The sequence below is a fragment of the Flagellimonas oceani genome (assembly GCF_011068285.1).
GTDB classification, from domain to species: domain Bacteria; phylum Bacteroidota; class Bacteroidia; order Flavobacteriales; family Flavobacteriaceae; genus Flagellimonas; species Flagellimonas oceani.
Genome location: NZ_CP049616.1, coordinates 3,381,544 through 3,395,501 on the forward strand (window position 1 = coordinate 3,381,544; position 13,958 = coordinate 3,395,501).

Here is a 13,958-nt window from a genome sequence, read left to right on the forward strand (position 1 = left end):
TAGTGCATGCCCAAAAAAAGATTTATGATTTTTATCAGTTAGGAGATATTGATGACTTCCTCGATTTGTGGCGCGTACTTTTTAATGGTCATTTCCACACCACTTTTCAAGGTCATTTGGTTTACACTGCATCCGATGCAGTTTCCTTCCAAACGCACTTTTACTGTATTGTCCTCGATGGATATCAAAGTAATATCTCCTCCATCGCTCTGTAAAAATGGACGTATTTCTTCCAACGCCTTTTCTACATTACTTCTTGTTTCTTCTGATGTCATTGTTGTCATGCTCATTTCTTTTTAACAGCGGCACAACCGGCCATTGTTGTAATCTTTATTGCTTCGGTCGGAGGAAGGTCCGTATTTCTTCTTACAACTTCCTGAACCACATTTTTGGTAAGCTCCTCAAAGGCTTCTTCGGTAGGGGTCGCTGTCTGTAATGCTGCCGGCCTTCCAACATCTCCGGCCTCTCGAATGCTCTGTACCAATGGAATCTCTCCTAAAAACGGCACATCCAAATCTTCTGATAGGTTTTTTGCACCGTTCTCTCCAAAGATGTGATATTTGTTATCTGGCAGTTCCGCTGGTGTAAAATACGCCATATTCTCCACGATTCCCAATACGGGCACATTAATGGCCTCTTGCTGGAACATGGCCACTCCTTTTCTGGCATCGGCCAAAGCGATTTCTTGCGGAGTGCTCACCACTACCGCACCGGTTACGGGCAAGGATTGCATTATGCTCAAATGGATATCCCCGGTTCCCGGTGGCAAATCCAACAACAGGAAGTCCAATTCGCCCCAATGAGCATCAAAGATCATTTGGTTCAATGCTTTTGCAGCCATGGGCCCTCTCCAAATCACGGCTTGGTTGGGCTGGGTGAAAAATCCTATGGAAAGTAATTTTACCCCATAGTTTTCGATGGGCTTCATCTTGGCCTTGCCATCCACATTGATGGACAATGGTTTCTCCGTGGCCACATCGAACATAATGGGCATGGATGGCCCATAGATATCCGTATCCAACAGTCCCACTTTAAAGCCCATTTTGGCCAAAGTAACAGCGATATTGGCGGTTACGGTAGATTTACCTACGCCACCTTTCCCGGATGCTACGGCTATGATATTCTGGATTCCCGGAATTGGGTTTCCCTTTATTTGATTTACTTTAGGTTTTGCGGGGGCTTCAACTTTTAGGTTGACCTTTATTTTTGCTTTCTCGTATACTTCTCGGTGAATACATTTCAATATTTCCACCTCGGTCTTCTTCTTTGCCTGTAGACTCGGGTTTTTTATCGTTACATCCACCTCAACCTCATCACCAAAAACTTGAACATTGGTAACCGAACCACTCTCCACCAAGTTCTGTCCTTCGCCGGGAGCCGATATTTTTTCCAATGCCTTAAGAATGTCCACTTTTTTCAGCTTCATGTATCCTGATTTTATATGCAGTCGTTTAAATCAATTCTAAATTACAAAGATACGGTGTTGGTCTTAGATTAAGAAGTTAGCGTGCTGAATTTCAAAAAAATCAGTTTTAAAATAAGGGTAATGCAATAAACACGGTTACCGGGCACAAAAGAGTTTTATTATTGTGTTGGTTTTTTGAAAAAATGTAGTTTAGAAGCTGCTATTTGAAATTATCGACCAACATGCTACCAAAAACCAAAATTTCCCTCATTTTTCTTTTGTTTATTTCGTTGACATGGCTCTCATGTTCCACCAATAAAAACACTTTCACCAAACGGGATGTGAAAAAGTCGGAAAAATTGATCGGGCTTCATTTTGCGAACAAAAATATTGATACCCTTTACCCCTATTTAAAAAGAAACCGCAGCGGTTTTGATTCATTGCGCAAATATCCTGTGGGAAATGATGTGTTTCCTGCCATCCGTTTTGACCCCACCCCATTTGGCTTTATCATGCCAACGCAACACAATGGGACGGAATGGGAAATACCTGATAATGTTGACATTCCAGAGCCATACGATTTATTGGCATTTTACACCATTCCGCAATTGGCTTCCTTGATTAAAAATCAGAAAATAACCTCAACGGAGCTGACGAAATTTTTCTTGGCCCGACTCAAAAAATATCAGCCGGCACTCCAATGCAGCATCAGCATAACCGATAGTTTGGCATTGGCACAGGCCAAGCGTGCCGATGAGGAAATCAAAAACGGTAAGTATCGCGGCATCTTGCACGGCATTCCCTACGGGACGAAAGATTTGATGGCGGTTCCCGGCTACCCGACCACTTGGGGAGCTGCTCCGTACAAGGACCAGATTATTGATGAAACGGCCACGGTTGTGAAAAAACTGGAGGATGCCGGAGCCATTTTAGTGGCCAAATTGGTTTCAGGCGCGTTGGCCCGTGGCGATGTTTGGTTCGATGGGAAAACCAAAAATCCCTGGGACACTACTCAAGGCGCCAGTGGTTCTTCGGCAGGTTCGGGTTCCGCAACTTCGGCCGGGCTTGTTCCTTTTGCATTGGGAACGGAAACCTTGGGCTCCATTACTTCCCCAAGTACGCGAAACGGGGTTACAGGCCTCCGCCCAACTTACGGCAGGGTGAGCCGCCACGGAGTGATGAGCTTGAGCTGGTCCATGGACAAGGTTGGTCCGTTGGGACGAAATGCCGAGGATTGTGCCATTGTTTTTGAGGCCATTCAGGGAAAGGACAAGAATGACCTGACCACCGTTGATCTGCCTTTTGGCGTGGATTGGAAAAAAGATTTCAAAAAACTAAAAGTGGCTTATTTGAAAAAAGACATCGAAGAAGACACGACACAAACAGGCGATAATCTGAGAAATGCACTGAAATCCCTTAAGAAATTGGGCATTGAACCCACCGCGGTTGAAATGCCAGAGGATGTGCCCTATCGCGGATTTGACATTATCCTGAGAGCCGAAGCGGGTGCTTTTTTTGATGAACTTGTACGTTCGGGCGGCGTTGACACCATGGTGGAACAGGACCAACGTTCCCGTGCCAATTCCTTGCGGCAAAGCAGGTTTATTCCCGCCGTGGAATATATTCAGGCAAACAGGCAGCGCCAAGTGCTTATTCAAAAAATGCACGATTTGATGAAGGATTACGATGTGCTTATTTCGCCCACATTTGGAAATGACCAACTTTTGGCCACCAACCTAACAGGCCATCCCGTAATTGCGGTTCCGACGGGTCTGGATGACAAGAACCATCCTACAAGCATGACTTTTGTGGGCAATTTGTATGGTGAAGAAAGTATTTTACTATTGGCCAAAGCATTTCAGGACAACACTTCTTTTGATGAATTACATCCTCCCGGCTATTGATCAAAGCTCTGTGGCAGGATTCCAAAAATATTTCTGGAAGTCAACAATTTGATTGTCTTTCACTGGGATGCCCTCGTTTTCCAGAAGTTGCTGCATAATGTTGCTTCCATCAAAATGATGCTTGCCCGTTAACACCCCTACGCGATTCACTACGCGGTGCGCAGGGACATCTTTTGCCAAGGAATTGTTCATGGCCCAACCTACCATTCTGGCACTGCGTGCGGCTCCCAGATATTTGGCTATGGCACCATAGGAGGTTACCCTGCCGTAGGGAATCTGTTTGGCGACTTCGTAGACTTTGTCAAAGAAGTTTTCTTCCATATCAGCGGTACATAATTCGAATTAGGGTAATTATGAGCAACAAGAGCATCAACGCGCTCAAAATGTAGTTGGAGTTCTTGGAGAAACGGTTGGTCTTGGTCTCCATCTTATCAAAATAAAAGGTATAGAGGTACAAAACCGAAAATGTTCCGGCCCCTGCGGCAAATACAAAAGTGGTGATGTCCTTGGCTTCGAACTTTATCCATCCCGCTTCGTTCCACATGGCGTTCAAGCCGCTGTAGTAGGGGATTGTCAGCAGATTGAGAGCGGCCAACAAAACTCCCTTGAAAAAACTGTTCTTTTTGCTCAGATTGACTTCTTTAATGGCTTGTGCCTTTGCTTTGTTGCGCTTTGCCATCACAAAAAAGTAAATGGCAAAAAAGGCGAAAACAACCACGGCAATTTTGAAGAGTACATCTATCACCTCAGGGTTACGGTACAAAAACTTAGAGATATAGACCGCAATATAGGCCTGTACCATAATGGTACTGGAAACTCCCAAACTAAAAATAATCCCGTTCAACTTTCCTTTTTCCACACTGACCTTAGCTGCGTTCATATTGAGCAAACCGGGAGGTACGGTGGCCATAAAGGCTGCCGAAAACGTGGCAAAAAAGAGAATGAGTACGTGGGTCATTGGTTAGTTGATCCTAAATTGGATGTAAGTAATTGGTTTTCCTTTTTCAAGATACTGATTTTCGTAGAAAGTCTGAATATCGAGAACTTCGCGAGGCGCTCCCTCATTTTTGTACACATCGTGATTGGCGTACAAAATTTCGTGCCCCAAACCTTGCAAAAGTCCAAGGGTATAGCCGTGCATGTACTCGCTATCCGTTTTTAGATTGATAAGCCCTCCTGGCTTCAAGATTTTTTTATATCGCTCCAAAAATACGGGGTTCGTCATTCGGTGCTTGGTGCGTTTGTACTTAATTTGTGGGTCTGGAAAGGTTATCCAAATTTCGCTAACCTCGCCTTCACCAAAAAGATGGTCCACCAATTCAATTTGGGTGCGCAAAAAAGCTACGTTGTCCAATTTTTCCTCCAACGCGGTTTTTGCACCGCGCCAAAACCTGGCTCCCTTTATATCTATTCCGATATGGTTTTTGTTTGGATTTATTTGGGCAAGTCCAACGGTATATTCGCCCTTGCCGCAGCCCAGTTCCAGCACAATGGGATTATCATTGCCAAAAAAAGATGCCCAATCGCCCTTATACTTGAATCCGTCCAAAACTTCCTCTCTTGTGGGCTGCACCACATTGGCAAATGTTTCGTTCTCTTTGAACCTTTTCAGTTTGTTCTTACTTCCCACTTTCGTATTGAATTGAGCAAAAAATTAATGATTTGGCAAAACTAAGGAAATCTAAAAGCAATTCGCATTTTGTTTTTTTGTTGTTATGAATTCTTCCAAACGTATTCTGGTCGCTCCATTGAACTGGGGCCTGGGACATGCCACTAGGTGCATCCCCATAATCCATGAATTGTTACGGCACGGACACCAACCCTATTTGGCTTCGGACGGGGTGGCATTATCCTTACTTAAAAAGGAATTTCCAAATTTGCCTGCTTTTGAACTGCCTTCTTACAAGATTTCGTATGCCGAAAAGGGGAAGAACTTCAAAATAAAAATGATCTGGGACTCGCCCAAAGTACTCAAGGCGATGTCAAAAGAAAAAAAAGCAGTCAAGCAATTGGTGAAGGAACATGGGCTGGACGGAATTATTTCCGACAATCGACTCGGTGCATACTATAAGAAAGTACCCTGTGTATTCATCACCCACCAACTCAATGTATTATCAGGAAACACGACGTGGATGAGCTCCAAGGCGCATCAAAAGATCATCAAAAAGTTTGATGCATGCTGGGTTCCCGATGTACAGGAAAAACCAAATTTGACCGGAAAATTGGGCCATTTGAAAAAGTCCAAATTGAACATAGCCTATTTGGGTCCTTTGAGCCGATTCGAGAAAAAAGAACTTCCCATTGTCAACGACCTTATGGTTCTGCTCTCTGGTCCCGAACCGCAACGCACCATGTTAGAGGAGAAACTTTTGCATGAATTACAGGGGTTCGAAGGCAGCATTCTTTTTGTAAAGGGCAAGATCGAAGATGAACAGGTTGTGGAAGAGATTCAAACTCCAAAAGGAAAAGTGTTGCATTACAACTTTATGAAATCCGACGAATTGGAGAAGGCCCTGAACCTAAGTGCAAAAGTCCTCTGCCGATCGGGCTACACCACTGTGATGGATCTTGCCAAACTGGAGAAAAGGGCGTTTTTTATTCCGACCCCCGGTCAGTATGAGCAGGAATATTTGGCCAAACGGATGCAAAAGCAAGGGCTTGTCCCCTTTAGTAAACAGGAAGATTTTAAATTAGCAGATCTGTCCCAAATAATGGATTATGATGGATTGGCTCAATTTGAATCCAGCGTCGATTTTTCCTCTTTGTTCGAAGTCTTCTCCACCTCTGGAAGCGAAGCCTTTTCCAACGTAAAAGAGAACTCGGAACCTACATCGACCTCGCTCTCAACATAGATTTTTTCGCCATGGGCCTCCACGATGTGCTTTACGATGGAGAGGCCAAGACCTGAGCCGCCCTCGGCACGGCTACCACTTTGGTCCACACGGTAAAAGCGTTCAAAAAGTCGTGGGATATGCTGCTTGGGAATACCTCCGCCATTATCGGTTACACGAACGATCACTTTGTTTTTAATGAGGTTTTCCACACTTACCTCTGTGGTTCCCTTCGGAAGACCGTATTTTATGGAGTTGACCAATAGATTACTGATAACCTGCTGTATCTTCTCCTTGTCCCCGTTTACGTAAATAGGATTTGGGTATTCCATATCAAAGGTGAGGGATATTTCCTTGCGTGCGGCTTTCATTTCCAAAAGGTCAAATGTGTTTTGTATAAGCTCGATAACATCAAAATCTTCCCTTTCCAACTTTAGTTCACCTGCTTCCAACTTGGTGATCAAATCAAGGTCCTTAACTATGTAGATGAGTCGTTCTACACCTTTGTTGGCGCGTTGCAGGTATTTTTTGCGGAGCTTTTTATCCTTCATGGCACCATCGAGCAAGGTCAAAATATAACCCTGTACGGTAAAAAGCGGCGTCTTTAACTCGTGGGATACATTGCCCAGAAAGTCCTTTCGGTATTCTTCACGGATTTTAAGGGTGTCTATCTCTATTTTCTTTCCTTCGGCAAATTTTTCTATTTCCTGTACCAAGGTGCGCATATCGGTGGTTACAGGTTTTGAGGAGAAGGAGGATGATTCCAGAAGGGAAACATCATCATAAATTCTTTTGATTCGCCGATAAATGAAGCGTTCTACACGTATTTGGATGATGGCAAAGCAAATGCCAAAACTTATCAAGGCAAAAAACAGGGTGTGTGACCAATCTATATGGTCAACATACATATGAAATCCTATAAATACCAGAGTGATCAAAATGGTGATAACCAAAGAAGATCGAAGCGCAAATTTGTATGATTTCTTTAGTTTTATGGCCATTAGAGTACAAACTTATACCCCACACCCTTAACAGTTTTAAAGTGGTGGTCGCCGATTTTTTCACGTAGTTTCCTAATATGGACATCTATGGTTCGGCCACCCACAACCACTTCGTTGCCCCAAACCTTATCCAAGATCACTTCTCGCTTAAAGACTTTGTTTGGTTTGGATGTTAAAAGTGAAAGGAGTTCAAATTCCTTTCTTGGGAGTACCATTTCGTCGCCATCGTTCACAATTTTGTACTCTTCCCTATTAATAATGATGTCCCCAACTTTAACGATATCTTCCACTTCCTTCTTGTCGTCTTTCAATCTTCGCAGCAATGCCTTCACCTTGCTGACCAGCACCTTTGGCTTTATGGGTTTTGTAATATAATCGTCGGCACCGGCATCAAAACCGGCAACTTGGGAGTAATCTTCACCACGTGCAGTTAGGAAAGTAATGATGGTATGGTCCAATCCGGGCGTGTTTCGAATCATTTCGCAGGCTTCAATCCCATCCATTTCTGGCATCATTACATCCATAATAATGAGGTGTGGACTTTTCTTTTTGGCCTTGGCCACGCCTTCCACACCATTTTTGGCGGTGAAGACCTCATACCCTTCCGCAGAAAGGTTATAGCTTATAATTTCCAGAATATCAGGTTCATCGTCTACCAATAGAATCTTAATGTCCTTGTTTTTCATGGGATGGTATTTCTGTGTTAATCGCCCAAATGTAAAGATAATACACTTACGGGATAAACGCTTAACGTTGATTTAATCTAGTAACCTTATTGTAACACAACTGAAATAAACACTTAACATACAACTAACACGGCTTTTACAACCTGTGGCGTTCTTTGCGCCAAATATATACCTGATAATGAAATATTTTTTACTGATTTTTGCCTTGTTGGCAACATCACTGAGCAGCGCCCAGCAATCCACGGGTAGCATTGTCGGTAAACTTACCGACCAAGAGTACAACAACGAGCCACTTGCTTTTGCCAATGTGGTAATTAAGGGAACCACCATAGGAACCACCTCCGATTTTGATGGCCTTTATGAAATTTCCGGTGTTGCCCCAGGTACTTACACCGTAGTATACAGCTATTTAGGGTATGAAACTGTAGAAATTCCTGATGTAACGGTTGAAGCTGGAAAAGTTACAAGCGTAGACGTTCCAATGAGTGCGGGGCAAGGAATGGCACTGGATGAAGTAGTTGTTACCACTGTAGCCAGAAAAGATTCCGAAACCGCCTTGCTCTTGGACCAAAAACGTGCAATTGAGATAAAAGAAAGTATTGGTGCCGTAGAATTGGGGAATTTGGGAATCTCCGATGTAAAATCAGCCGCCACTAAAATATCCGGTGTTACCGAAAGTGAGGCCTCTGGAGATGTATTTGTCCGTGGTCTTGGTGACAGATATTTGACCACCACTTTTAATGGCCTTCCCATTCCATCCGATGACATCGAAAAAAAGAACATAGACCTTGGCTTATTTCCAACTAGGGTAATCCAAAACGTAAGTATTAGCAAGACCTATTCTGCTGCCACTTCTGCCGACCAAGCTTCTGGTAATATAAATATTGCCTCAAGGGAATTGTCCGGAACCAGTGAACTGGAAGTGGGTGTTTCCGTTGGTGCCAACACCAACGCCATCGGCGATGGTTCGGACGGGCAAGGTTTTAAGGTAACCGCAAACTACGAAGATACCTCTCTCGGGTTTTACGATACCGATATCGATATCAGAGATCAAATCACCAACCAATCATGGGACGCCAGTACTGTTGAAACTCCGGCCAATATGGGTGTCAACATAAGTGGTGGAAAATCCTTTTTTGACAACAAGTTCAAGGTGTTCGGTACATTGTCCAACTCCAAAAATCATAAATATTACAGCCCTGGCGAATTTTTGATTTATGATCAGGTCACCGTTACAGACTCCATTACAGATTTTCAACAGTGGGAAACAGAGCATGTAAACAATGCCATGTTGGACCTTACCTACCAAGATGATAAAAACATCATAAAATCTGTTACACTTTTTGTAAATACCTTAAATGATGTAGTATCAGAAGGAGGTAGAAATGGTTTTGGTAACATTCAGGAAGAGACCATTGGAGATTTTTCTGATTTTTTAAGGGATCAAAACACCAAGCAGACCCGTTTGTTTGTTACCCAGTTGATTGGTAACCACAAGTTTGGGAAAAAAAATGTATTGGACTGGGCCGTTAGTTACAACAAACTTAACGCCGATGAGCCGAACAGGATTCGTAACATCATCAACTTTACCTCAGACCCTGTAAATGCTTTTCTCTATGAAAACAGTGCCTTTGAATCAAGAAAGCTTTCCCAAACAATTGATGATGAAGAGTACAACGGTCTTTTAAAAGATAGGCTGAAAATCATTGATGAAGAAAATAAAAGATTTTACATTGACCTTGGGGCAAACTATAGAAAAAAGACAAGAGATTTTGAATCTACTTTTTATGGAGTTTCCAACGTAGATGACAATAGACCAAGCTCCACTTCATTGGATGATCTTGATCAGATCTTTACAGATGCCAACTTCAATAACAATATTTTGGAAATCATAGCTTTCCAATCCAACGAAGCTGGAGAAGTAAAGGATGAATATACAGGTGAGTATGAATCCATTGCAGGGTTTGCCCTTTTTAACGTTGGCTTTGGAAACTGGAACTTTAACGCCGGCCTTAGGGCGCAACAAGACGAAATCGTAGTAAACTATGATGTGGCCAATGCCCCTGGTGGTGAAGTTGGTTCCGTTTCAAGAGATTATACCAACGTTTATCCTAGTTTAAACATAAAATATGCACTTAACGAAGAGCATGCTCTTCGTTTTGCTGCCAGCCGTAGTATTACACTTCCAGAGTTTAAGGAAATTGCTCCTTTTCGATACATCTCCCCTACAGGGCAACAAGTTTTTGGTACTGTTGGAGATAATGCATTGGAAGCTTCGTTCGCCAACAACTTCGACCTTAAATGGGAGTTCTTCCCAACTAGGGGCCAGTTGATCTCTGCTTCCTTGTTTTACAAAAGCATAGAAGACCCCATCAACAAAGTACGTGCACGTGGTTCCGATGGCGCCTTGTTCACGTTTAGGAACACAGGTGAAGAAGCCACTATCTATGGTATCGAGATAGAATCCAAAATAGATATCATAACTCCTGAAATGAACGACGAGGACGGCAATCCATTGGGACCAACACTAAGCTTGGTACTCAACGCGAGTAGAATGTGGCACGAGCAAGACCTTATCGAAAGAACCACCGAAGAAGGTGCAATTATAGAAACCTTTAGATACGGAACCAATAAAAATGCCCCCTTACAAGGTGCTTCCGATTGGATCATGAACAGTAGCTTAAACTTGGAAACCTCCAACGATTGGGTGGCCAACGTATCCGCAAGCTATGCTTCGGACAAGATTTTTGCCATGGGATTTGCAAGAGCTCAAGAAGATTGGGATACCCGTTACAACGATGCCATTTTGGAAAAAGGGTTCGTGGTGCTGAATTCGAAAATTAGTAAGCAATTCGGACAAAACTTTCAAGTATCGTTATCCGGTCAAAACTTGTTAAATCCAAAAATAGAACAGTCCATAAACTACTTGACCTCTGAAAGCAGAGCAGAATTGGAAGCATTTTCAGATGACCGGGAAGTACGTTTGGGACCTGGTGCTCCACAAAGGGAGACCATTACCGATGTAGTTCGCTCTTATACTTTGGGCAGAACATTTAGTCTAGGACTTAAATATATTTTTTAACGCTAATCAATACAATAGTCTAATAATTAATCTAAATCCATTTCTTTTATGAAAACGAAAATTTTGAAACTTTCAATGTTATCGCTGGCCACAATGGCACTGGTTTTTACCAGTTGTAGTGGTGACGATAATGGCGGGGACAATCCAACCACGCCTACCTGTGATGACAACATCCAAAACGGGGATGAAACAGGTGTAGACTGTGGTGGTTCTTGCGAGCCATGTGAAAATCCAGCTACAACGCTTACAGGTTCAATGTCTGAGGATATGACCCTAGACCCAGCTGAGACCTATGTGTTACAAGGTTCTTTCAGCGTGGAGTCCGGAGCTACTTTGACCATCCCTGCTGGAACGACAATTACAGCCGAAGTTGAGGAAGGTACCGAAACCAAAACATACATCGTAGTTCAAAAAGGAGGTATGATCGATGTCCAAGGTACCGAGGGCAACCCTGTTATCCTTACTTCCGCAAACGAAGAGCCAGGTGACTGGGGCGGTTTAATCCTTGCTGGTAACGCAACCACTACCGAAGGTGTGGATGCTGAAGCTGAAGTAGGTGGTATCATCTACGGAGGTACTGACGATGCCGACAACTCTGGTAGCATTGATTACTTGATCATTAACTACGCTGGTGCGCAGATCAGTACAGAATCTCAGTACAACGGTCTAACCCTTTACGCTGTTGGTTCAGGTACAACAATAAGTAACGTTGCCGTACTTAACGGTACCGATGATGGTGTTGAGTTCTTCGGTGGAACTGTTTCCGCTTCCAACTTCTATTTGGAAAACAACGAAGATGATGCTATCGACTGGACTGAAGGATGGAACGGTACATTGACAAATGCTTATGTAGTTCACACTTCTGGATTCTCTACTGTTGTTGAAGCAGATGGAGAGAACAAAAACCCAAGTTTGGTTAATTTGACCGCTGTTTCTTCAGTTGGAGGTACAGCCCTTCAGTTTAAAAAAGAATCTGGAGCAACCATTACAGGACTTTCTTTGAACGGATATGATACATCTGTATTGATGAGCGACGCTGGTCCATTGGCCAACGTTCAAATTGAAGGTGCAGATGCCAATCCCAACCTATCTTACGTTGGTGACGCTACAGTTGATGTAGAAATGTTTGGATGGGTAAACTCTGCACTTGTGATAGAAGAAAGCAAATTGACAGGTTCCCTAACTTCCGATTTAACTTTGGATCCCGCTGTAGACTACTTTTTAGAAGGAAGCTTTAGCGTAGAATCCGGTGCTACATTGACTATTCCTGCTGGAACAAGAATCGTTGCCGATGTTGAGGAAGGCACTGAAACCAAAACATACATCGTAGTACAAAAAGGTGGTATGATCGATATTCAAGGTACTGCTACCGACCCTGTTGTTATGACTTCTTCCAACGAAGAGCCAGGTGATTGGGGCGGATTGGTAATTGCTGGTGATGCAACCACTACCGAAGGTGTGGATGCCGAAGCCGAAGTAGGTGGTATCATCTACGGTGGAACAAACGATGCGGACAACTCTGGTAGCATTGAATACTTGATCATTAACTACGCTGGTGCGCAGATCAGCACTGAATCTCAGTATAATGGTCTAACCCTTTACGCTGTAGGTTCTGCTACTACAATCGATAACGTTGCCATCTTGAACGGTACCGATGATGGTGTTGAGTTCTTCGGTGGAACCGTTTCCGCTTCCAACTTCTATTTGGAAAACAACGAAGATGACGCTATCGACTGGACAGAAGGATGGAACGGTACACTGACCAATGCTTACGTATTGCACACAGCTGGTTTCTCCACTGTTGTTGAAGCCGATGGTGCAAATGGTAACCCAAGCTTGGTTAACTTGACCGCTGTTTCCACAGTTGGTGGTACAGCCCTTCAGTTCAAAAAAGAATCTGGAGCAACCATTACAGGACTTTCTCTAGATGGATATGATACATCTGTATTGATGAGCGACGCTGGTCCATTGGCCAACGTTCAAATCGAGGGTGGCGATGCCGACCCAGCAGAAACTTATGCTGCTGTTGCCTCTGTTGACATCAATACGTTTATTTGGGCTACAGGAAATGCTGAAGCACAATCTGCTACATTGACAGGTTCTCTTAACTCTACACTTACATTGGATGCCGATGTAACTTACTACTTGAACCAATCTTTCAGTGTTGAAGATGGAGCTACGTTGAACATTCCTGCCGGAACAACCATCATTGCCGATGTTGAAGATGGTGACGAGACCAAAACCTACATCGTGGTTCAAAAAGGAGGTACCATCAATGTACAAGGTACTGCTGCAAATCCAGTTGTTATGACCTCATCCAACACAACTCCTGGTGACTGGGGCGGTTTGGTAATTGCCGGTAAAGCCACTACTACCGAAGGTGTGGATGCCGAAGCTGAAGTAGGAGGTATTCTTTATGGTGGTACTGAAGATGACGACAATTCAGGTAGCATCGAATACTTGATCATCAACTATGCCGGTGCGCAGATCAGCACCGAATCTCAGTATAACGGCCTTACGCTTTATGCAGTAGGTTCTGGAACCACAATCGATAATGTTGCCATCAAAAATGGAACAGACGACGGTGTTGAGTTCTTTGGTGGAACCGTTTCCGCTTCCAACTTCTACTTGGAAAACAACGAAGATGACGCTATCGACTGGACAGAAGGATGGAACGGTACATTGACCAATGCTTATGTATACCACACTTCTGGCTTCTCCACTGTTGTTGAGGCCGATGGAGCTAACGAAAACCCAAGCTTGGTTAACTTGACCGCTGTTTCCACAGTTGGAGGTACAGCTCTTCAGTTCAAAAAAGAATCTGGTGCAACTATTACAGGACTTTCTTTGGTTGGATATGACACTTCTGTCTTGATGAGCGACGCTGGTCCATTGGCCAACGTTCAAATTGAAGGTGCAGATGCTGATCCAGCTGAAGCATATGATGCCGCTGCTACAGTAGACCTAACAATCTTTGACTGGGCTAACTAATAAGATTAGTAGACACTTATATTTTAAGAGCCCCCGCGATCGCGGGGGCTTCTTTTTT

10 protein-coding genes and 1 pseudogene are annotated in these 13,958 nt (G+C 43.6%); 4 read left to right on the plus strand and 7 right to left on the minus strand.

What is annotated here, in order from left to right:
- Positions 1–38 precede the first annotated feature (38 nt).
- Positions 39–275 carry a NifU family protein gene (locus tag GVT53_RS15290; protein WP_108246045.1) on the minus strand — a complete coding sequence of 79 codons (237 nt, stop codon included), beginning with the start codon at positions 273–275 and terminating at the stop codon, positions 39–41.
- Positions 276–286: 11 nt separating this feature from the next.
- Entirely contained in the window at positions 287–1,426 is a 1,140-nt protein-coding gene (locus tag GVT53_RS15295; RefSeq protein WP_166249364.1) for an Mrp/NBP35 family ATP-binding protein, read from the minus strand.
- Positions 1,427–1,746: 320 nt separating this feature from the next.
- On the opposite strand from GVT53_RS15295, the gene GVT53_RS15300 reads away from it, so the two are divergent.
- A complete protein-coding gene (locus GVT53_RS15300; protein WP_240905041.1) occupies positions 1,747–3,309 on the plus strand; it encodes an amidase in 1,563 nt (520 codons plus the stop codon).
- Here the strand turns inward: GVT53_RS15300 and GVT53_RS15305 are convergent, their stop codons facing one another.
- From GVT53_RS15305 to trmB, 3 genes are read right to left on the minus strand one after another with little or no spacing between them, the layout of a single operon-like run.
- Positions 3,310–3,630 (minus strand): MGMT family protein, encoded by a 321-nt coding sequence (locus GVT53_RS15305; protein WP_166249366.1) that lies wholly within the window; start codon positions 3,628–3,630, stop codon positions 3,310–3,312.
- 1 nt (position 3,631) lies between these two features.
- Complete coding sequence (locus GVT53_RS15310; RefSeq protein WP_166249367.1) at positions 3,632–4,267, minus strand: LysE family transporter; 636 nt, start codon at positions 4,265–4,267, stop codon at positions 3,632–3,634.
- Positions 4,268–4,270: 3 nt separating this feature from the next.
- A complete protein-coding gene (trmB, locus tag GVT53_RS15315) occupies positions 4,271–4,939 on the minus strand; it encodes a tRNA (guanosine(46)-N7)-methyltransferase TrmB (protein ID WP_166249368.1) in 669 nt (222 codons plus the stop codon).
- A gap of 721 nt (positions 4,940–5,660) precedes the next feature.
- On the opposite strand from trmB, the pseudogene GVT53_RS21205 reads away from it, so the two are divergent.
- Positions 5,661–5,957 (plus strand): annotated as a pseudogene (locus tag GVT53_RS21205) (glycosyltransferase); the annotation flags it as partial.
- Positions 5,958–6,040: 83 nt separating this feature from the next.
- Here the strand turns inward: GVT53_RS21205 and GVT53_RS21085 are convergent.
- Positions 6,041–7,141, minus strand: a complete 1,101-nt coding sequence (locus tag GVT53_RS21085) for a sensor histidine kinase (protein WP_166249370.1) — start codon at positions 7,139–7,141, stop codon at positions 6,041–6,043.
- Entirely contained in the window at positions 7,141–7,827 is a 687-nt protein-coding gene (locus GVT53_RS15330) for a response regulator transcription factor (protein ID WP_166249371.1), read from the minus strand. Before GVT53_RS15330 ends, GVT53_RS21085 begins: the two co-directional genes overlap by 1 nt.
- 178 nt (positions 7,828–8,005) lie before the next feature.
- Between GVT53_RS15330 and GVT53_RS15335 the strand changes: the two genes are divergently transcribed.
- On the plus strand, positions 8,006–10,909 hold the full coding sequence (locus tag GVT53_RS15335; RefSeq protein ID WP_166249372.1) for a TonB-dependent receptor: 2,904 nt from the start codon (positions 8,006–8,008) through the stop codon (positions 10,907–10,909).
- 48 nt (positions 10,910–10,957) lie between these two features.
- Positions 10,958–13,900 (plus strand): beta strand repeat-containing protein, encoded by a 2,943-nt coding sequence (locus GVT53_RS21210; RefSeq protein ID WP_205791724.1) that lies wholly within the window; start codon positions 10,958–10,960, stop codon positions 13,898–13,900.
- Positions 13,901–13,958 lie beyond the last annotated feature (58 nt).